General features: G+C 72.5%; 18 protein-coding genes and 1 tRNA gene. 13 read left to right on the forward strand and 6 right to left on the reverse strand.

Annotated elements, in window-relative coordinates; all coding sequences use genetic code 11:
- Positions 1 to 343: 343 nt before the first annotated feature.
- The 4 genes from NOCJ54_RS0119250 to NOCJ54_RS0119265 are packed head-to-tail and all read right to left on the reverse strand — an operon-like array spanning position 344 to position 4,060.
- Entirely contained in the window at positions 344 to 1,351 is a 1,008-nt protein-coding gene (locus tag NOCJ54_RS0119250) for a metal ABC transporter permease (RefSeq protein ID WP_036518769.1), read from the reverse strand.
- Positions 1,348 to 2,175 carry a metal ABC transporter ATP-binding protein gene (locus tag NOCJ54_RS0119255; protein ID WP_028656796.1) on the reverse strand — a complete coding sequence of 276 codons (828 nt, stop codon included), beginning with the start codon at positions 2,173 to 2,175 and terminating at the stop codon, positions 1,348 to 1,350. Before NOCJ54_RS0119255 ends, NOCJ54_RS0119250 begins: the two co-directional genes overlap by 4 nt.
- Positions 2,172 to 3,122: a metal ABC transporter substrate-binding protein gene (locus NOCJ54_RS0119260; RefSeq protein ID WP_028656797.1), complete on the reverse strand. Its 951-nt coding sequence runs from the start codon at positions 3,120 to 3,122 to the stop codon at positions 2,172 to 2,174. The genes NOCJ54_RS0119255 and NOCJ54_RS0119260 overlap by 4 nt, the downstream gene beginning before the upstream one ends.
- Positions 3,123 to 3,160: 38 nt before the next feature.
- Positions 3,161 to 4,060, reverse strand: coding sequence for a hypothetical protein (locus NOCJ54_RS0119265; RefSeq protein WP_157514972.1), 900 nt, complete (start codon positions 4,058 to 4,060; stop codon positions 3,161 to 3,163).
- A gap of 56 nt (positions 4,061 to 4,116) precedes the next feature.
- Here NOCJ54_RS0119265 and NOCJ54_RS27010 point away from each other — a divergent pair, with 56 nt between their 5' ends.
- From NOCJ54_RS27010 to NOCJ54_RS0119300, 7 genes are all read left to right on the forward strand, one after another.
- Entirely contained in the window at positions 4,117 to 4,440 is a 324-nt protein-coding gene (locus tag NOCJ54_RS27010; RefSeq protein ID WP_036518772.1) for an antibiotic biosynthesis monooxygenase family protein, read from the forward strand.
- Between the two features lie 73 nt (positions 4,441 to 4,513).
- Positions 4,514 to 5,911, forward strand: a complete 1,398-nt coding sequence (locus NOCJ54_RS0119275) for a glycine--tRNA ligase (RefSeq protein WP_028656799.1) — start codon at positions 4,514 to 4,516, stop codon at positions 5,909 to 5,911.
- Complete coding sequence (locus NOCJ54_RS0119280; RefSeq protein ID WP_157514973.1) at positions 5,905 to 6,720, forward strand: hypothetical protein; 816 nt, start codon at positions 5,905 to 5,907, stop codon at positions 6,718 to 6,720. Before NOCJ54_RS0119275 ends, NOCJ54_RS0119280 begins: the two co-directional genes overlap by 7 nt.
- Positions 6,717 to 7,859: a tRNA dihydrouridine synthase DusB gene (dusB, locus tag NOCJ54_RS0119285; protein ID WP_028656801.1), complete on the forward strand. Its 1,143-nt coding sequence runs from the start codon at positions 6,717 to 6,719 to the stop codon at positions 7,857 to 7,859. The genes NOCJ54_RS0119280 and dusB overlap by 4 nt, the downstream gene beginning before the upstream one ends.
- 127 nt (positions 7,860 to 7,986) lie before the next feature.
- Entirely contained in the window at positions 7,987 to 8,838 is an 852-nt protein-coding gene (locus NOCJ54_RS28575; RefSeq protein ID WP_051486117.1) for a hypothetical protein, read from the forward strand.
- Between the two features lie 89 nt (positions 8,839 to 8,927).
- Positions 8,928 to 9,497, forward strand: coding sequence for a dienelactone hydrolase family protein (locus NOCJ54_RS0119295; protein ID WP_028656802.1), 570 nt, complete (start codon positions 8,928 to 8,930; stop codon positions 9,495 to 9,497).
- 80 nt (positions 9,498 to 9,577) lie between these two features.
- Complete coding sequence (locus NOCJ54_RS0119300) at positions 9,578 to 10,813, forward strand: deoxyguanosinetriphosphate triphosphohydrolase (RefSeq protein ID WP_028656803.1); 1,236 nt, start codon at positions 9,578 to 9,580, stop codon at positions 10,811 to 10,813.
- Between the two features lie 430 nt (positions 10,814 to 11,243).
- On the opposite strand, the gene NOCJ54_RS28580 is transcribed toward NOCJ54_RS0119300, so the two are convergent.
- On the reverse strand, positions 11,244 to 12,173 hold the full coding sequence (locus NOCJ54_RS28580) for a choice-of-anchor P family protein (RefSeq protein ID WP_028656804.1): 930 nt from the start codon (positions 12,171 to 12,173) through the stop codon (positions 11,244 to 11,246).
- Positions 12,174 to 12,222: 49 nt separating this feature from the next.
- Complete coding sequence (locus NOCJ54_RS0119310) at positions 12,223 to 13,029, reverse strand: L,D-transpeptidase family protein (RefSeq protein ID WP_028656805.1); 807 nt, start codon at positions 13,027 to 13,029, stop codon at positions 12,223 to 12,225.
- A 221-nt stretch (positions 13,030 to 13,250) separates the two neighbouring features.
- Between NOCJ54_RS0119310 and dnaG the strand changes: the two genes are divergently transcribed.
- The 6 genes from dnaG to NOCJ54_RS0119340 all read left to right on the forward strand — a co-directional run bounded on the left by dnaG (position 13,251) and on the right by NOCJ54_RS0119340 (position 20,382).
- Positions 13,251 to 15,143, forward strand: a complete 1,893-nt coding sequence (gene dnaG / locus NOCJ54_RS0119315) for a DNA primase (RefSeq protein WP_028656806.1) — start codon at positions 13,251 to 13,253, stop codon at positions 15,141 to 15,143.
- Positions 15,140 to 15,628: a hypothetical protein gene (locus tag NOCJ54_RS0119320; protein WP_028656807.1), complete on the forward strand. Its 489-nt coding sequence runs from the start codon at positions 15,140 to 15,142 to the stop codon at positions 15,626 to 15,628. The genes dnaG and NOCJ54_RS0119320 overlap by 4 nt, the downstream gene beginning before the upstream one ends.
- A gap of 78 nt (positions 15,629 to 15,706) precedes the next feature.
- Positions 15,707 to 15,782, forward strand: a tRNA-Asn gene (locus NOCJ54_RS0119325).
- Positions 15,783 to 15,917: 135 nt separating this feature from the next.
- Positions 15,918 to 16,781, forward strand: coding sequence for a hypothetical protein (locus NOCJ54_RS0119330; protein WP_028656808.1), 864 nt, complete (start codon positions 15,918 to 15,920; stop codon positions 16,779 to 16,781).
- Positions 16,782 to 16,916: 135 nt separating this feature from the next.
- Positions 16,917 to 18,680: a sulfatase family protein gene (locus tag NOCJ54_RS27025; protein WP_051486118.1), complete on the forward strand. Its 1,764-nt coding sequence runs from the start codon at positions 16,917 to 16,919 to the stop codon at positions 18,678 to 18,680.
- 4 nt (positions 18,681 to 18,684) lie between these two features.
- Positions 18,685 to 20,382, forward strand: coding sequence for a sulfatase family protein (locus NOCJ54_RS0119340; protein WP_028656809.1), 1,698 nt, complete (start codon positions 18,685 to 18,687; stop codon positions 20,380 to 20,382).
- Positions 20,383 to 20,424 lie beyond the last annotated feature (42 nt).

Here is a 20,424-nt window from a genome sequence, read left to right on the forward strand (position 1 = left end):
GGCCTCGACAGCTCGGCCCGCACTTGCCCTCGACGCGCCTTCGGCGCGGGCGCCACGCTGCCGCGCGCGCCGTTGGCTCCGGTAGGCGGTTGCGTCGGCGTGGCGGCAAGCCTCGGGTGCGCGACGCCATACTCCCGGTGGTTGAGGTGCGACGAGCGCTAGCGAGGAGCCTCGAAACCTCCGGGCCCTGATGGCGGGCTGTGGCGGGCACAGTCCGGTGCATCGGTGCCGCTGGTTTCGAGGCTCGGCGCTGGGGCGCCTCGCACCTCAACCAGCGGCGGCCTCCGGACGAGCGACACGCTCGCCCAGACCAGCAACGAGCGACACGCTCGCCCCATCAAGGCTAGTGCTCGTCGTAGTGCGACCCGTGGGGCGCGTGGCGGTGGCCGTCGTGGACGTAGTCGACGTGGTCGTCGTGGGGGACGGCGAGGTGGCCGCAGCCGGGGCCGTGGTCGTGGGGGTGGTGCTCCTCGACGGTCTCGTGCTCGTCGGGCTGGCCCTCGGCGAAGGGCTCGCGCAGGCGGGCGCGGTGGCGGGTCCAGATCCCGATCGGCCAGGCGACCACGTAGCAGGCGAGGGCGAGCAGGACGATGGTCGGGCCGGGTGCGACGGTCGCCTTGTACGACGCGAAGGTGGCCACGACGAGGCCGCCGACCGAGGCGAGGGTGCCGAGTGCCATCGCGGCGGCGATGGTGGTGCGGAAGGAACGGGTGAGCTGCTGGGCGGTGGCGACCGGCACCACCATGAGCGCCGAGACCAGCAGCAGACCGACGGTGCGCATGGCGACGGTGACGCTGACTGCGGCGAGGACGGCGACCAGGACGTTGTAGGCGCGGACCTTGAGTCCGGCGACGCGGGCGAACTCCTGGTCCTGGGCGACGGCGAAGAGCTGGGGCGCCAGTCCGACGCAGAGGCCGACGACCGCGACGGCGAGCACCATGGTGACGACCAGGTCGTCGACGGAGATCGTGTTGAGGGAGCCGAAGAGGTAGCGGTTGAGCGAGGACGCGCTCTCGCCGCCGAGGCCGGTGAGGAAGATGCCGCCGGCGAGGCCGCCGTAGAAGAGCAGGGCCAGGGCCACGTCGCCGTTGGTCTGGCCGCGCTCGCGGATCACCTCGAGCAGGATCGCGCCGAGCACGGCGATGACGACGGCGGTCCACACCGGCGCGGTGCCGGTGACCAGGCCGACGGCCACGCCCGTGACCGCCACGTGCCCGATGCCGTCGCCCATCAGCGCGAGCCGGCGCTGGACCAGGAAGGTGCCGATGGCGGGGGCGGCGAGCCCGGTGAGCAGGGCGGCGATGAGGGCGCGCTGCATGAAGGGGGTCGCGAACAGCTCCACGGGGCTCATCGCGCGTCCTCTCCGGTTCCGTCGACCGGGGAGGCCACGCCCGGGACGTGGTCGGGGCGGCCCGGGCGGCCGGTGTGGTGATGGTGGTGGGTGTGCGGCTCGCCGAGCCACGGCTGGTGCACCTCGTGGTCCCCGAGCGGGTCGCCGTCGTAGACGACGCGGCCGTCGCGCATGACGACCGCGCGGTCCACCAGCGGCGCCAGCGGGCCGAGCTCGTGGGCGACGAGGACGATCGTCGCGCCGCGGCCCTTGAGCCGGCCGAGCGTGTCGGCGAGCGCCTGCTGGTTGGGCAGGTCGACGCCGGCGGTCGGCTCGTCGAGGAAGAGCAGCTCGGGCTCGCCGGCGAGCGCGCGGGCGATGAGCACCCGCTGTTGCTGGCCGCCGGAGAGGTTGCTGACGGCGTCGCGGCGCCGGTCGGCGAGGCCGACGATCTCGAGGGCGTCCTCGATCGCGGCCCGGTCGGCGCGGGAGAGCGGGCGCAGCAGCCTGCGGCGGGTCAGCCGGCCGGCGGCGACGACCTCCCAGACCGACGCGGGCACGCCGGCGGCGGCGGTCGCGCGCTGGGGCACGAAGCCGATCCGGAACCACTCGTCGTACGACGCCAGCGGGGTGCCGAACAGCCGCACCTCGCCGGACAGCAGCGGTCGCAGGCCCACGAGGGTGCGGACCAGGGTCGACTTGCCGGAGCCGTTGGCGCCCATCAGGGCGAGGAACTCCCCGGGCTGGACCGACAGGTCGATGCTGCGCAGCACCGGCCGACCGCCGAGGGCGACCGTGCCGTTGCTGACCGAGACGGCGGGGCTGGTCGTGTTGGTGGTGGTCATCGGCACCCGTTGGCGGTCTGCAGCGCGGCCAGGTTCGCCTCCATGATCGACAGGTAGTCCTCGCCGGAGTCGGCGTCGGACAGTCCCTCGACCGGGTCGAGGACGCCGTTGGTCAGGCCGAGGTCGCCGGCGAGGGACTCGCCGAGCGCGGGCTCGAGCGGCTCGCTGAACACCGTGGTGATGCCCTCCTCCTCGATCAGGTCCTGGAGCCTGCCGAGCACGGCGGCCGTCGGCTCGGCGTCGGGGGAGAGGCCGACGATCGAGGCGATGTGCAGGCCGTACTTCTCGAGGTACCCGAACGCGTCGTGCGACACCACGATGGTGTCACGCTCGCAGTCGGCGAGGCCAGCGGCGTACGACGCGTCGAGCGCCTCGAGGTCCTCGCGCAGCGCGGCGGCGTTGGCGGCGTACTCCTCGGCGTGCTCCTCGTCGATCGCGGCGAGCTCGCCGGCGACGGCGTCGGCCACGGTGGCGACCCGGACCGGGTCCTGCCAGAAGTGCGGGTCGAGGTCGCCGTGGTCGTGGCCGTCCTCGTCCCCGTGCTCCCCGTGCTCCTCGTGCTCCTCGGCGGACTCGTCCATCGGCAGGAGGCCGGCGAGCGCGGCGACGTCGAGGCTGCTGCCCTGGGCGTTCTGGGCGACGGTGTCGTCGACGGCGGGCTGGAAGCCGGCCTGGTAGACGACGAGGTCGGCCTGCGAGACGAGTGCGGTGCGCTGCACGTCGAGCTCGAGGTCGTGCGGCTCGGCACCGGGGGTGGTCAGCAGCTCCACCTCGGTGCCGGTGCCCTCGGCCACGCGCTCGGTCAGCCACGCCAGCGGGTAGAACGCGGCGACCACGCTCGTCCCGGACCCACCGCTCGCGCTGCCGCCGTCCTCGCTGAACGCCGAGCAGCCGGAGGCGAGCAGGGCGGCGGAGGAGAGCAGGGCGAGACCGGAACCAAAGCGCATGAGAATCATTCTCAACTGTGGTCAGGTGTCGGTCAAGTTCAGAACATGGAGGGATCCCTGGGGTCGCAGCCGTAGCGGTACAGGTGGCCCAGCAGCAGCTGGCGCGACTCCGCCCCGTCGGTCCCCCACGCCGAGGGGAGCAGGCGGGCCTTCGAGCTGCCGTCGTCGACGCGGACGGGCCAGTGGCCCGACGTGCGCGACATCCGCCGGGAGAGCTCCTGGAAGGTCGTGCCCGGCCCGAGGCGGAGGGGTGCTCGCACGAGCCCGCCGACCCGCACCACCTCCCGCGGCCGGAGCTCGAGGGTGGTGCCGCCACGGCGTCGCCACAGGTGCACGGCGCCGGCGACCAGTGCCGTGCCGGCGGCCCACGCGGTGACGATGTCACCCGCGCCGAGCGACAGGAAGATCGCGACGAACACGCCCACCAGTGCACCGAGGAGGCCGCCGAGCGCGACCATGGCGCCGTGGTGGGTCAGCGAGGCCCGCAGGCGGACGACGTCGCCGTCGCGCTCCACCGGCCGGTTCCCGATCGTGCTGCAGGCTGTGAGCCAGGCCGCCACCAGGAGCAGCGTGAGCCCGAGGATGATGGTGAAGGACCGGCTGCCGCCCCGGCGGGTCCCGAATTCCTCGGGGTCGTCCGGGTCGACGTAGATGGTGAACCTGTCGAACAGGTCCCGGTTCCAGCTGCGCTTGACCACCCGGTAGGTGGTCCCGTCGAGGGTGTACTCCACCTCGTTGCACCTGCTGCCGCAGTCGACGCTCGCCACCCGGGCCTCGACCTCGACCGCCCGCTTCGCGAGGTCGGCGTCCGCTCGGACGGCTCCCGGCAGGAGCGCCACGACCACGCACGTGGCGATGGTCAGCAGCACGCAGGCCACGGCACTGGCGCGCCACCAACGGGTACGACGGCGGGCGTGCCACCACTCCGGGCGCCCCATGCGAGCTCCCTCCTCGAGACGGCTACAGGGAGACGGCCCAACGATAGGGTGCGCGGATGCTGGTGATGAACCGCTTCCGGGCCGGTGACCACCCCGACGGTCCCGACGAGCTGCGCGCCGACCTCGAACGCGTGCACGAGCTGCTCGCCAGCAAGCCCGGCTACGTCGCCGGGTGGGTCGGGCGCAACATGGACGAGCCGGACCTGTGGGTCCTGGCCACCCGCTGGGAGAACGTCGGTGCCTACCGGCGCGCCCTGTCGTCGTACGAGCTCAAGCTGCACGGGGTGCCCGTGCTCAGCCGCGCGATCGACGAGCCGGGTGCCTACGAGGTCGTGGAGCCGGGGAGAGTCCTCAACGTCGCGGACCCTCGCGTAACCTAGTCATTCGCTCCCGCGAGTAGCCAGACAAGTCACGCCCGACAGCCAGCCGGGCTCGTCCCATAAGGATCACCACGTGGCCAAGCCGCCCCCGTCCACCGTCGACAACGTCGTCTCCCTCGCGAAGCGCCGAGGCTTCGTCTACCCCTGCGGGGAGATCTACGGCGGAACCCGCTCGGCCTGGGACTACGGCCCGCTCGGCGTCGAGCTCAAGGAGAACATCAAGCGCCAGTGGTGGCGCTCGATGGTCCAGAGCCGCGACGACGTCGTCGGCCTCGACTCCAGCGTCATCCTCCCGCGCCAGACCTGGGAGGCCTCCGGCCACGTCGCGACCTTCACGGACCCGCTGACCGAGTGCCAGTCCTGTCACAAGCGCTTCCGTGCCGACCACCTGCAGGAGGCCGTGGCGGAGAAGAAGGGGATCGACGACCCCGACGACGTCGACCTCGCGCAGGTCGCGTGCCCCAACTGCGGCACGCGCGGCGCGTGGACCGAGCCGCGCCAGTTCTCCGGCCTGCTGAAGACCTACCTCGGCGTCATCGAGGACGAGTCCGGCCTGCACTACCTCCGTCCGGAGACCGCGCAGGGCATCTTCCTCAACTTCGCCAACGTGGTCACCTCGCAGCGGATGAAGCCCCCGTTCGGCATCGCGCAGATCGGCAAGAGCTTCCGCAACGAGATCACGCCGGGCAACTTCATCTTCCGCACCCGCGAGTTCGAGCAGATGGAGATGGAGTTCTTCGTCAAGCCGGGTGAGGACGAGGAGTGGCACCAGTACTGGATCGACGCCCGCACGCAGTGGTACGTCGACCTGGGCATCAACCCCGACAACCTCCGGCACTACGAGCACGCCAAGGAGAAGCTGTCGCACTACTCGAAGCGCACCGTCGACATCGAGTACCGCTTCGGCTTCACCGGCTCCGAGTGGGGTGAGCTCGAGGGCATCGCCAACCGCACCGACTTCGACCTCTCGACGCACGCGGAGCACTCCGGCAAGGACCTGTCGTACTTCGACCAGGCCAACAACGCCCGCTACGTGCCCTACGTCATCGAGCCCGCAGCCGGCCTCTCGCGCAGCCTGATGACCTTCCTCGTCGACGCGTACACCGAGGACGAGGCGCCGAACACCAAGGGCGGCGTCGACAAGCGCACCGTGCTGCGCCTCGACCCGCGCCTGGCTCCGGTCAAGGTCGCCGTGCTGCCGCTGAGCCGCAACGAGGACCTCACCCCGCGGGCGAAGGCCGTCGCGACCGAGCTGCGCGCGCTGTGGAACGTCGACTTCGACGACTCCGGCGCGATCGGGAAGCGCTACCGCCGCCAGGACGAGATCGGCACCCCGTTCTGCGTCACCGTCGACTTCGACACCCTCGACGACCAGGCGGTCACCGTCCGCGACCGGGACACCATGTCCCAGGAGCGGGTCGCGCTGGACAAGCTGACCTCCTACTTCGCCGAGCGGCTCGCCGGATGCTGACGCGCACCCGGCTCGCCCGACTTGTGGTCGCTGCGGGCCTCCCGCTGGCGCTCACGGTCGGGCTCGCCGGGTGCGGTTCCGGGGACGGCGACGACCGGGCCGAGGGGTCCGGCTCGCCGAGCCCCTCGGCCACCGGGTCGGCACCGCCGTACCTCGAGGTCCCGGAGGACGTCACGGTCACCGAGCCGGGCACCGGGCTCGAGCTCGGTGAGGAGGGCGTGATCGCCTTCCAGCGCCGCCAGGACGAGAACGGCGTGCTCGCCGTGACCGTCGACCGGATCGAGCGGACGTCCTTCCAGGAGTCCTTCAAGGGCTGGAACGTCGACGACACGACCGCCGCCCGTACGCCCTACTTCGTGCGGGTCACGGTCACCAACGCCGGCGAGACCGACCTCGGCGGCGTCCGCCTCGACAACGTGCTGTGGGCCGACGACGGCACCACCCTCGAGGCGCCGAACTACTACACCCGCCAGCAGCAGCCCGCCTGCCACGGCGGGCCGCTGCCGGAGCCTTTCGCCACCGGCGCGAGCGCCGAGCTGTGCCAGGTCTACTTCATCGCCCCGGACCGGGCGCTCGAGCGCGTCGCCTTCCCGCCCTTCGGCGGCCTCGACCCGGTGACGTGGAGCGGCGAGGTCAGCAAGGTCACCAAGCCCGGCAAGGCCGGCAAGACCGGCAAGACCGGGAAGAAGGGCCCGGGCGGGGGCAAGCAGGGCGACAAGGAGAAGAAGGACGGCACCGGCCGCAAGGGGCGCACCACCCCGTCGGCGACGCCGTCGGCCACGACGAGCGCCTCGGCGTCGACGTCGTGACCGCGCTGCGCCTCGGCTCGCTGGAGGTGCCCACGCCCGTCGTGCTGGCACCGATGGCGGGCATCACCAACGCGGCCTACCGCCGCCTGTGCGCCGAGCACGGCGCCGGGCTCTACGTCTGCGAGATGATCACCAGCCGCGGGCTCGTCGAGGGCGACGAGAACACGAAGCGGATGCTGGTCTTCGACGACGCCGAGCAGGTGCGCTCGGTCCAGCTCTACGGCACCGACCCGACCTACGTCGGCCAGGCGACGAAGATCCTCTGCGAGGAGTACGGCGTCGCCCACGTCGACCTCAACTTCGGCTGCCCGGTGCCCAAGGTGACCCGCAAGGGCGGCGGCGGTGCCCTGCCGTGGAAGCGGAACCTGCTCGGCCGCATCCTGGAGGAGGCCGTGGCCGTCGCTGCGCCGTACGACGTGCCGGTCACCATGAAGACCCGCAAGGGCCTCGACGACGACCACCTCACCTACCTCGACGCGGGCCGTATCGCTCAGGAGGCGGGCTGCGCCGCGATCGCGCTGCACGGCCGCACCGTCGCGCAGGCCTACTCCGGCACCGCCGACTGGGACGCCATCGCCGCGCTGGTGGCGCACGTCGACATCCCGGTGCTCGGCAACGGCGACATCTGGGAGGCTGCCGACGCGGTGCGGATGGTCGAGCAGACCGGCGCCGCCGGCGTCGTCGTCGGCCGCGGCTGCCTCGGCCGACCGTGGCTGTTCCGTGACCTCGCGGCCGCGTTCGGGCCCGAGGGCGTCGGCTCCACCACGCTCCCGACCCTGGGCGAGGTGACCGCGATGATGCGCCGCCACGCCGAGCTCTTGTGTGAGCACATGGGGGAGGAGCGGGGCTGCAAGGAGTTCCGCAAGCACGTCTCGTGGTACCTCAAGGGCTTCCGCGCGGGCGGGGAGCTGCGTCGCTCGCTCGGCCTCGTCGACTCCCTCGCGGCCCTCGACGAGCTGCTCGCCGGTCTCGACCCGGACGAGCCGTTCCCGGTCTCCGAGCTGGGCGCCCCCCGTGGGCGCCAGGGCGCCCCGCGGCACAAGGTCGTGCTCCCCGAGGGCTGGCTGGACGACACCGACGGCCTCGGCGAGGGGGCCTGCGGGGTCCTCGAGGACGTCGACGAGACCACCGGAGGGTGACTCGACTCACGCTCAAGGACCCTCACAAAATTGATTGAACGGTCCACCAGTGTGCTCTACTCGCAGGATGCCCGGGGCCGGTAAGGTCCTCGGGACGCCCATGTCAGCGACAGCAAAGGATCAGCGCGTGGCCACCAGCCACAAGCGGGAAACCGCGCGACGCACGCCCCGAGCCGCCCTCCTGGCCGGCTCCCTCGCAACCCTGGCGACCGGTGCGGTCGTCACCGCCGGTGTGATGAGCTCCCCGGCCCCCGAGCAGGACCTGCTCGCGATCGACAGCAAGGCCGCCGCCGGCTCCGTGCAGGGCGCGGCCCCCCGCGAGCTCCCCGTCATCTCCCGGAGCAGCGACCGCTCCGCCGACGCGATCGGCACGCGGGTCGACCGGCTCGTGTCCGAGGAGGCCACCAGGCGGGCGGTCCGCAAGGCCGACACCCGGCTGTGGACCACCGAGGCCCTCAACCTGTGGACCCGCCCCGACAGGGCCGGCAAGAAGGTCGGCGAGATCGGTGACGGCGAGAAGGTCCTGGTCACCGGTCGCGAGTACCGCGAGCGCGTCGAGATCGTGGTCGACGGCAAGGCCCGCTGGGTCACCGCCGGCTACCTCTCCGACGAGGAGCCGCTGAGCGTCGACGCGGCCTGCACCAACGGCACCAGCGTGCCGGCCAGCGTGAGCCCCAACATCAAGAAGGTCCACCAGGCCGTCTGCGCGAACTTCCCCGAGGTCACCACCTACGGCACGTTCCGCAGCGACGGTGAGCACGGCCAGGGCATCGCGGTCGACATCATGACCTCGGGCTCCCGCGGCTGGGAGATCGCGGAGTTCGTCCGCGCCAACTCCGCCGCGCTCGGCGTCAGCTACGTCATCTACTCCCAGAAGATCTGGTCGGTGGAGCGCTCCGGCGAGGGCTGGCGGGGCATGTCGAACCGCGGCTCGGCCACGGCCAACCACTACGACCACGTCCACGTCACGACGTACTGACCCTGGCCCTGCCGGCTGCTGTCGGTGGGGGAGTGCATGCTCGACCTCACGCCCGGTTCCCGGGAACCGCTGATCGTGAGGAGGCCGACATGGCCGACGTGCTGCTCTTCCACCACATCCAGGGGCTGACTGCCGGGGTGCGTGCCTTCGCGGACGCGGTGCGGGCCGACGGCCACACCGTGCACACGCCGGACCTCTTCGGCGGGCGCACGTTCGCCAGCATCGAGGAGGGCTTCGGGTTCGCGCAGGAGGTCGGCTTCGAGGAGCTCCGGGCACGCGGTCTCGCCGTGGCCGACGACCTGGGCCCCGACGTGGTCCACGCCGGGATGTCCTTCGGCGTGACCATCGCCCAGCGCCTGGCGCAGACCCGCCCGGGCGCACGAGGGGCGCTGCTGCTCCACTCGTGTCTCCCGGTCACCGAGGTCAGCGACGCGTGGCCCGCAGGCGTGCCGGTGCAGGTGCACGGGATGGAGGGCGACGAGTTCTTCGACGAGGACCTGCCGGCGGCCCGCGAGCTGGCCGCCTCCACCCCCACCGCGGAGCTGTTCGTCTACCCCGGCGAGCAGCACCTGTTCACCGACTCCTCGCTCGACGCCCACGACCCCGGGGCCGCGGCGCTGCTGCTGGAGCGGGTGCGGGCCTTCCTCGCGTCCGTCTGACCGACGCCCTGACCGACGCCGCGGAGGCGACCGGCCGGATCGGCGCCGCAGCGTCGGATCCGGTCGATAGGGTCGCGGGCGTGGACCAGGTGGAGCGGCTGTACGACGAGCGCGCCCGCGAACGCATCGTGCCCGAGCCGCCGAAGCGGGTCGAGGCGCCGGAGCGGCTGCCCTTCGAGCGCGACCGCGCCCGGGTGGTGCACGCCGCGTCCTTCCGCCGGCTCGCCGCCAAGACCCAGGTCGTCGGCCCGCAGAGCGACGACTTCGTGCGCAACCGGCTCACCCACAGCCTCGAGGTCGCCCAGATCGCCCGTGACCTCTCCCGGGCGCTCGGGACCCACCCGGACATCACCGAGACCGCGGCGCTGGCCCACGACCTCGGCCACCCGCCTTTCGGGCACAACGGCGAGCGGGCCCTCGCCGCCCTCGCCGAGGAGTGCGGCGGCTTCGAGGGCAACGCGCAGACCCTCCGGCTGCTGGTCCGGCTCGAGGCGAAGACCGTGGACGCGGCCGGGGAGTCGGTCGGGCTCAACCTCACCCGGGCGACCCTCGACGCCTGCACGAAGTACCCCTGGCGCCGCGCCGACGCGCCCGCCGACGGCAAGTTCGGCGTCTACGACGACGACCTGGCCGCCTTCGAGTGGCTGCGCCGCGACGCCCCCGAGCGCCGCCGCTGCGTCGAGGCGCAGGTCATGGACCTCGCCGACGACGTCGCCTACTCCGTGCACGACGTCGAGGACGGCATCGTCGCCGGCAAGATCGACCTGACCCGCCTCGACACCGCCGCCGTGTGGCAGGCCGTGCGCGAGTGGTACCAGCCGGACGCCGACGACGACGCCCTCTACGACGTCCTCGCCCGGCTCCGCTCCGTCGGCAGCTGGCCCAGCACGTCGTACGACGGCAGCCGACCGGCGCTCGCCGCCCTCAAGAACCTCACCAGCGACCTGATCGGCCGGTTCTGCGGCGCGGTCCAGCAGGCCACCTTCGCGGCCTCCTCCGGCCCCTTCGCCCGCTACGCCGCCGACCTCGTCGTGCCCGCCGACACCTGGGCCGAGATCACGGTCCTCAAGGGCATCGCCGCCCACTACGTCATGCAGGACGCTGGCCGCGTCGCCCTGCAGAGCCGCCAGCGCGAGCTGCTCGCCGAGCTGGTCGACGTCCTGCTGCGCAGCGACGGCGCCGCGCTCGACGACTCCTTCGCCGCCGACTGGGCCCGCGCCACCGACGACGCCGCCCGCACCCGCGTCGTCGTCGACCAGGTCGCCTCGCTCACCGACGCCAGCGCCGTCGCCTGGCACACGCGATTGGTGAGCTGATTGCGCGAGCGCGTCGCCTGTCGAAGGCGGCGCGCAGGCCTCGCAAGCTCGGCCCGCACTTGCCCTCGACGCGCCTCCGGCGCGGGCGCCGCGCTGTCTGATGGCGCGAGCGTGTCGCCTGTCGAGGGCTGCGCGCGGGCACTCGCAAGCTCGGCCCGCACTTGCCCTCGACGCGCCTCCGGCGCGGGCGCCGCGCTGCCGCGCCGCAGTTGGCCCCGGTAGGTGGCACAGCCCGTCTGGCGGCAAGCCTTTCCGGTGGTTGAGGTGCGACGAGCGCTAGCGAGGAGCCTCGAAGCCTCCGGGCCTGGTGGCGGGCTGTGGCGCCTCGCACCTCGACCGCCGGCGGTGGCGGCCCAGAAAAAGCACCGACCGGCCACGACACGGGAGGTCGTGGCCGGTCGGTGACCGACAAGCAGATGTCGGGGAGGGGTCAGCCGGTGACCGGGACGTGCGACTCGACCGGGGTCGGCGACGGGGCGTCCGACGGGCCCGGGTCGTCGACGTCGTTGATCACCTCGCCGCAGGTGGCGGAGGCGATCACCAGGTCGACCTGGCCCAGCAGGTTGACGTGCAGGGCGTTGACGGTGAAGGTGCCGTCGGCGTTCGCGATCTGCTCGTTCGCGGTGACGGTGAGCAGGCCGGGGATCTCGACCTTGGCGTTCGGCTCGTCCACGTCGATGTCGAGCGGCAGGCCGAGGGCGCTGATGTCGGTGACCGTGGTGGTGCCGGTGTCGCCGTTGCACTCTGCGACGACGGCGTCGGCGCCGACCAGCTGGTCGTCACCGCGCAGGACGTCGCACAGGCCGCCCAGCTGGAGGCTGGTCAGTTCGGAGAGGTTGAGCGCGCCGAGCAGGCTCAGGTCCAGCGGGGTGCCGTCGGTGGCGTCGGCGATCTGGTCGAGCAGGCCACCGATCTGCGGCAGCAGGGTGCCGAGCAGCGTGTCGTCGATCGCGCCGGTCAGCGGGTCGAGCGCGCCGACGAGCGTGTCGCACGCCGAGCCGAGCTGGCTGGTGAGCTCCGAAGGAAGGGCGGACAGGAGGCCGTCACCCACGCCGAGGTCGGTCACCGCGGCCCGCGCGTTGCCGTTCTTCGCGCTGACGGTGATCACGCCACCGCTGGCGACCGGGTTGTCCGGCAGGCCGATGAGCTCGTCCTCGACCAGCGAGCCGTCGGTCGACTCGACCTGGACGGTGTCCTCCCCGATCACGGCGTTGCCGGCGATGCTCAGCGACAGCCCGTAGGCGGACGACGGCTGACCTGCCGCGGTGGCGGTCCCGCCACCGAGCACGGCGAACGACGCAGCACCCGTCACCAGGACGACCGCGCCAGCGGCCGAGGCCAGGGTCCTTGTCTTCTTCATGGGTTTCCCTTCATCTTCATCTCTTGTCGGCGGAACGTCTGTGTGGGTGTCAGGCCTCGTCGACCATCACGGGTGTGCCGGTCGGAACGGTCCGGAGCAGGGCGAGTGCGTCATCCGGCACCCGCACGCAGCCGTGGCTGACCGACTTGCCGAAGACCGACGGGTCCGTCCAGCCGTGCAGGGCGACCGTGCCCGGTCCGCCCCCGTAGGAGTCCAGCGTGTCGCTGTGGCTGCCGAGCGGCAGGATCACGGGGGAGAAGGGCTGCTTCTCGTCGGTGATCTGCCCCAGCACGAAGGTGCGGCCGGTGGGCGTGGGGGTCTCCGGTGCGCCGATGGCCACCGTCCAGGTCCCGACCAGCTCGTTGTCCTCGAAGAGCTCCAGCGAGTGCGAGTCGAGATGCACCTGCACCAGGAACCGGCTGTGCGCCTCCTCGAGGTACCGGGAGCGGAGCCAGCCGGTCGAGCCGTTCGGCTTCGACGGCAGCATCACCTGCACCCAGTCGCGGTTGCGCGTGATCACGGTCAGCCAGGTGTCGCCGAACTGCTTCGGGCCGATCTTCGCGAACGGCGTGCCGTCCGGCTCGTCGTACAGCGGAAGCATCTTCCTGGGGTGCACGACGGTGCCCTTGGGGATCTTCGTCGGCCGGGGATCCTTCGGGGCGGCCTTGATCGTGGTCTTCGTGGAGCTGAGCGGCAGCTTCCTCAGGTCGACCTTCTCGGCGACCGGGGTGGCCGGCTCCTGCTGCGGCGCCCTGTCGGTGTCGCGGAAGACCACGAAGAGGAGCGAGATCACGAGGAGCGCGATCACCAGGGGCACCGGCCACGACGCGCGCGAACGCGCAGTCGACTGCTCCATGCCTGGTCCCTCCCCGCATGCCCATTGCTGGCTCCCACTGTCCGGTTCCCACACCGCTCCCGAGTGGGAAACGACCATCAGGGCCTGAGGTCACGCAGAGAATAGCGATTCGCTCGACTTTTCTCCGGGACCCGGTCCCGGCTGCCGGGTCCCGGGACCGACCGCCGCCGCGGACGGGGACGACCGGACGGCGCCCGGGGCGTCGTCAGTAGGATTCCGGCATGGCTGGACGGATCCGTGACGAGGACATCGCCGCGGTCCGGGAACGGGTGCGGATCGACGAGGTCGTGTCCGGCTACGTCACCCTGCGCAACGCCGGCGGCGGCTCGATGAAGGGCCTGTGCCCGTTCCACGACGAGAAGTCGCCGTCCTTCCACGTCACCCCCAGCCGCGGGTTCTTCCACTGCTTCGGCTGCCAGGAGGGCGGGGACGTCTTCACCTTCCTGATGAAGATCGACGGGCTGAGCTTCGGCGAGGCCGTCGAGCGGATGGCGGACAAGTACGGCGTGCAGCTGCGCCGCGACGAGTCCGGGTTCGACGACCGCCCCCGCGGCCCCCAGCGCCGGCGCCTCGTGGAGGCCCACGCCGTCGCCCAGCAGTTCTACGCCGAGCAGCTCGCCACCCCCGACGCGCTCCAGGCGCGCCAGTTCCTGGCCGAGCGCGGCTTCGACCAGGCCGCCGCCGAGCACTTCGGCGTCGGTTTCGCGCCGCGGGACGGCGAGGCGCTGTGGCGCCACCTCAAGGGCCGCGGGTTCACCGCGGAGGAGGGCATCGCCGCCGGGCTGGTCGCGATGGGCCGCTCCCACTACGACAAGTTCCGCGGCCGGCTGCTCTGGCCGATCCGGGAGACCAACGGCGACACGATCGGCTTCGGGGCCCGCCGGATCTTCGAGGACGACCGGATCGAGGCGAAGTACCTCAACACCGGCGAGACCGCGATCTACAAGAAGAGCCACGTGCTCTACGGCATCGACCTGGCGCGCAAGCAGATCGCGATGACCTCACAGGCCGTCATCGTCGAGGGCTACACCGACGTCATGGCGTGCCACCTGGCCGGCGTGACCACGGCCGTGGCCACCTGTGGCACCGCCTTCGGTGACGACCACGCCCGCGTGCTGCGCCGCTTCCTGGACGACCACGCCGAGCTGCGCAGCGAGGTGGTCTTCACCTTCGACGGCGACGAGGCCGGGCAGAAGGCGGCACTGCGCACCTTCGAGGGCGACCAGCGGTTCGTCGCCCAGACCTACGTCGCCGTCGCGCCGGAGGGGATGGACCCCTGCGAGCTGCGGATCAAGGAGGGCGACGCCGCGGTGCGCGAGCTGGTCGCCACCCGCCGCCCGCTCTACCGCTTCGTGCTGGAGAACGTCGTCGGCCGCTACGACCTGGACCGGGCCGACAGCCGCGTCGACGCGCTGCGCGCCGGCGCCAGGCTGGTCGCCAGCGTGCGGGACAAGTCGAAGGTCGACGCCTTCGCCCGCGAGCTCGCCGCGATGGTCGGTGTCGACATGGACCAGGCCCGCTCCGAGGTACGACGGGCCGCGGCCCGAGGCAGCGAGCCCGACCGCGGTCGTTCCCGGGACCGCGCGGCGAGCTCCGCGCCGCCCGAGCCGGCCCCGCGCAGCAGGGTCCCCGACCTGCGCGACCCGCGGTTCGGCATCGAGCGGGAGACGCTCAAGCTCGTGCTCCAGCACCCGATCGCGATCGGCCGCACCAGCGCCGACATCGGCAGCAACGACTTCACGCACCCGACCTACCGTGCCGTGTGGGAGCTGATCGCCGCCGCCGGCGGGCCGGTCGCGGGGCAGAACGACGCCGGCTGGGTGTCCCGGGTCCGCGACGGCGCCACCGACCCGGCGGTGTCGTCGGTCGTCAGCGCGCTCGCGGTCGAGCCGATCCCGGCGAACCGGGAGATCAACGCCGACTACGTCGCCCACCACCTCTTCCGGCTCCAGGAGCTCACCGCCCTGCGGCGCATCGACGAGGTGAAGTCGCGCCTGCAGCGGACCAACCCGGTGGAGAACGAGACCGAATTCAACCGGATGTTCGGGGAGCTGGCCGCGCTGGAGCAGGCGCGGCGGACCCTGCGCGAGAAGATCGTCGGCTCCGGCGCATGACCCGCCTGTTCCGGCGCCGGCGCGGCGGCGACCCCGTGGCGGTCGCGGCGGGGGAGCGGCTGCTGGCCTCCGCGTCCACCTCCTCCGGCGCGGTGGGCGGGACCCGGGACGCGCTCTACCTTCCGCAGCGGCTGCCGTGGGAGGAGGTCGCCGCGGCGGACTGGGACCCCGAGGAGCGCACGCTGACGGTCACCGAGGTCGGCCGCTTCGGCCAGGAACGGGTCGTGCACGTGCTGCACCTCGAGGACGCCGGCCGGCTGCTGCAGCTGGTGCGCGAGCGGGTGACCGCGAGCATCGCGCTCCAGCGCCACGTCCAGGTCACCGACCGCCGCTCCGTCCGGGTGCTCGCCCGTCAGGCCCCCGGCCGTCGCGGTGAGCTCGCCTGGTTCGTCGAGTACGACGAGGGGCTGGACCCCGCCGACCCCCAGGTCGACGCGCTGGTGCAGGCAGCGCTCGCGGCCGCCCGCGCGGACGTCGGCGCCTGACCCGGCCCCTCGATTTCGGGCGCCCGGCCCGGCCTTGCTAGTGTTTCCCCGCTGCACGGCCCCGGCCGCGGCCAGCATTCCCCCGTAGCTCAACTGGCAGAGCATGCGACTGTTAATCGCAGGGTTATTGGTTCGAGTCCAATCGGGGGAGCCACCACCGCGAGAGCACCCAGAGCCCCGCACGACCTGCCCGGCAGGACGGCGGGGCTCTCACCGTCTTCCGGCAGCGCCCCGGCGCCGCACGCGCGAGCCCCGGCCTGGCTCGGACGGGTTCGTTAGGGTCAGGGGCATGGGGAACGGTGGCTTCGGGGCTGCGTTCCGTGATGCCCTCGCGGCGCGGTCGATGAGCCTGGGTGCGCTGCAGCGCTCGCTCGAGGCCCGGGGCACGCCGGTGAGCCTGGCGACGTTGAGCTACTGGCGCTCCGGCCAGCGCGAGCCGGAGCAGGAGGCGTCGCTTCGAGCCCTCGCCCAGATCGAGCACATCCTGCACCTCGACCCGGGCGCCCTCGAGCGCCTGCTCGAGCCGCGACGACGGCGGGTCGGGCTGGACCGGCTCGCCGACTTCAGCGAGCACCACGAGCGGATCCGCGAGCTGCTCGGCGAGGTCGGCTTCAACTCGCCCTCCGACCGGTTGATCGACCGCGAGGTCGTGCTCAAGTACGAGCTCGGTCCGGACCGCGCACCCGTCCGCTCGTCGTACGTGCTCGTGGTGGAGTCCATCCACCCGCACGCCGACCGGCGCGCCACCGTGCTCACCGTCCGGCCGGGCGCAGAGACCCCACAGGTCACCCCGCTCGGCGGCTACCGGCTCGGCCGGCTCCGCCACGACCGCGAGCGCGGCATCGTCGTCGGGGAGATGATCCTCGACCGGCCGCTCGTCGCAGGTGAGACGGCGATGCTGGAGCAGGAGGTCACCTACGCGACCGCCGACCCCAGCGACAACTCCTACCTCTACTGGGCCGTGCGGCGGATGACCTCGGTGAGCATCTGGGTCCGCTTCCACCCCGAGCTCGTCCCGGCCCGCTGCGAGTACTACACGGTCGTCGACGGCGTCGAGCACGTCACCGAGCTCGAGACCTTCGGCGCCAGCGTCAGCCGCACGGTGACCGGGTTCGGACCGGGGACCCTCGGCATCCGCTGGTACTGGGACTGAGGTCCCGCACCGGACCCCCGGTCTGGACCGGTGGAGCGTTTTCCCTGACACCGCGACCGGTTCGCAACCGAATCGCCCTCGCGCGCGTCTGCCCAGCCGTAGGGTGACGATCCGCAACGGGAGGGGACAGGGCACATGCGCGGCTCGGCGAGGGTCTGGGGCGGCGCCGTCGGCGCAGCCCTGTCGTTGTGCATCCTGCTCGCGCTCCTCGTGCTCGCGGGCGCCGGCGGCCCGGCGGCCGAGTCGACGCCGGACGGGCGACCGGCTGGAGCGCCGGCGACCACCGCGGCCGCCGACCCGGTCGACCCCGCCGACCCGGTCGACCCCGTCGACCCGGTCGAGCTCCCCGAGCAGCCGAACGTGGTGCTGGTCATGGCCGACGACATGCGCGTCGACGACCTCGCGTTCGCGCCCCGGCTGCGCCGCCTGGTCGCCGAGCACGGCATCACCTTCGAGAACTCCTTCTCGCCGTACCCGCTGTGCTGCCCGGCGCGGGCCTCCTTGCTCACGGGCCAGTACGCCCACAACCACCAGGTCTGGTGGCACAACCCGCCCTTCGGGTACGGCGCCTTCGACGACTCCCGCACGATCGCCACCTCCCTGCAGTCTGCCGGCTACCGCACCGGGTTCATCGGCAAGTACCTCAACCGCTACGGCCTCGACCCGTCGAACGTGACCGGCGAGCCCTCAGCGACCTACGTGCCGGAGGGGTGGGACGACTGGCGCGCGGCCGTCGAGCCGCTGCCCGGCTCGGGCATCCACGGCAACACCTACGACTACATGGACACCCCGTTCAACGTGAACGGCACGATCGACAACGCCTACCGCGGGGTCTACCAGAGCGACGTCATCGGCGACTTCTCCGTCGACATGGCCCGCGGCTTCGCAGGCAGCGGTGAGCCGTTCTTCATGTACGTCAACTACGTCGCGCCGCACCACGGCGAGCCGAACTCCGCCGACGAGCCACGCACCGTGCTCGACGAGGACGGCCGCGAGGTCAGCGTGGTCACCCCCGCGGTGCCCGACGACGTGCGCGGGATGTACGACGACGTCGTCGACCGGGCCTCCGGCATCGCCCGCACCGGCGAGCCGGTCGAGGCCGACACCAGCGACAAGCCGAAGGCCTTCCGCCACCACGTCCGCCGCCTGGGCGACGAGGCGAAGGAGGCGCTGCGCCTCGCCACCCGCCGTCGGGCCGAGGCGGTGCACGTCATGGACCGCAACATCGCCCGCCTCGTCCGGGAGCTCAGGCGGTCGGGGGAGTGGGACCGCACGGTGTTCGTGTTCACCTCCGACAACGGGATGGTGATCGGTGAGCACGGGCTCGGGATGATGAAGGTGATCGCCCACGAGCCCTCCCTGCGGGTCCCGATGCTGGTGACCGGACCGGGCCTGCGGACGGCGCAGGAGCGCTACGACCCGATCAGCACCGTCGACCTCGCCGCGACCGTCCTCGACCTCGCCGGTGCCCGGCCGCCGCACCTCGCGGACGGCGTGAGCCGGGTGCCCACGCTCGTCGGCGGCGACCTCGGCTGGACCACGCCCGTGGTCACCGAGGCCGTCTACACCGCCCCCGGCAAGGACCCGCAGTTCACCGACCGGCGTGCCACCATCGGGATCCGGGTCAACCGCTACTCCTACACCCGCTACCGCGGCGGGGTCGCGGAGCTCTACGACCTGGTCCGGGACCCGCGCCAGGACCGCAACGTGGCCGACGACCCGGCCTACGCCGAGGTGCGGCGAGCGCTCGACCGGCTCTGGCCGCGGGTGAAGGACTGCCGCGGCGCGGGGTGCGCGCTGCCGCTGCCCGACCTGCTCGCCGGCACCCCTGGCCGGGTCCAGGCCGACACCGATGCCTACTGGACCGCCATCGACGCCGCCTACGGCTGGGAGGAATAACCCCGTGGTTCGGAGCAAGACCCGCCTGCTGGCGGTCCTCGTCGCACTCGTCGTCGCCCTGGCGCTGGCGTCCGGGATCACCGCGCCGGCCGAGGACGTCGGTGCGAGCGCCGCGACTCCGGACCCGGCCGCGACGGACCCGGCCGCGCGGGCGGCGGCCAGCGGGCTGAACGTCGTCGTGGTGATGGCCGACGACATGCGCGTCGATGACCTCGCCTACGCACCCAACCTGCGCCGGCTCGTCGCCCGGCGCGGGCTGACCTACGAGAACTCCTTCTCGCCGTACCCGCTGTGCTGCCCGGCCCGGGCGTCCTTCCTCACCGGCCGCTACGCGCACAACCACCGCGTCTACCACCACGACAAGCCCTGGGGCTACCAGTCCTTCGACGACTCGCGCACGCTCGCGACGTCGCTGCGCGCGGCGGGCTACCGCACCGGGTTCATCGGGAAGTACCTCAACGGCTACGGCCGCGACCGGTCGCGGGTGAGCGGCCAGCAGTCGGCCCGCTACGTGCCGCGCGGCTGGCACGACTGGCGGGCGGCGATCGAGAACGACGGGTCCGGCCGCTACTCCGGCGGCACCTACGGCTACTTCAACACCGCCTTCAACATGAACGGCCGCATCGTCGACTCCTACCGCGGCCGCTACCAGTCCGACGTGATCGGGGACCTCTCCGTGGGGATGGCGCGGCGCTTCGCAGCCCGCCCCTCGCCGTTCTTCATGTACGTCAACTACGTCGCCCCGCACCACGGCGCGCCGTGGGAGCCGGACGACCCGCGCGGCGTGCGCGGCACGACCGGCAAGCGGATCAAGGTCAAGACGCCGGCCCGCCCGCAGTGGGTCAAGGGTCGCTTCGACAAGAGGATCCGTCGCGCCGCGGGCCTCGCCCGCACCGGCAACGCCGTCGAGCGCGACCTCAGCGACAAGCCGCGCTCGGTGCGACGCGCCCGCATGCACGCGGGCAGCCAGGCGTACCGCGCCTACCTCGAGGCGACCCGCCAGCGCGCCGAGGCGGTCTTCGTGATGGACCGCAACATCGCCCGGCTGGTCGCCGAGCTGAAGCGCTCGGGGGAGTGGGCGCGCACCGTCTTCGTGTTCACCTCCGACAACGGCCTCATCATCGGCGAGCACGACCTCGGGCTGACCAAGATCTGGGCGCACGAGCCGTCGCTGCGCGTGCCGCTGCTGGTCACCGGCCCCGGCATGCGCAGCGGGCAGCGGCGCTACGACCCGGTCTCGACGATGGACCTCACCGCCACCATCCTCGACGTCGCCGGGGCGGAGCCGCCGCGCACCCCGGACGGCACCAGCCGCTGGCCGGCGATGCGTGGGGGAGACCAGGGCTGGAGCACGCCGATCGTGACGGAGGCGATCAGCACCGCCCGCGGGTCGCACCCGCTGTTCACCGACCGACGCAGCAGCATCGGCATCCGCACCTCGCGCTACAGCTACACCCGCTACCGCGACGGCGGCGGGGAGCTCTACGACCTGTTGCGCGACCCCCGCCAGGACCGCAACGTCTACCGCTCCGCGGCGTACGCCGACGTGCGGGCGCAGCTGGCCGGGGTCTGGACGCAGGTGAAGAGCTGCCGCGGGGAGACCTGCCGCACGCCGCTGCCCGACGGGCTGGCGGCCACGCCGGGGCAGAACCGGGCGACCACGGCGGCGTACTGGAAGGCGATCCGCGCGGCGTACGGCTGAGCCGTGCAGTTCCACAGGAATCGCACAGGATCGTGGCGCACG

The sequence above is a fragment of the Nocardioides sp. J54 genome (assembly GCF_000519005.1).
Lineage (GTDB): Bacteria > Actinomycetota > Actinomycetes > Propionibacteriales > Nocardioidaceae > Nocardioides.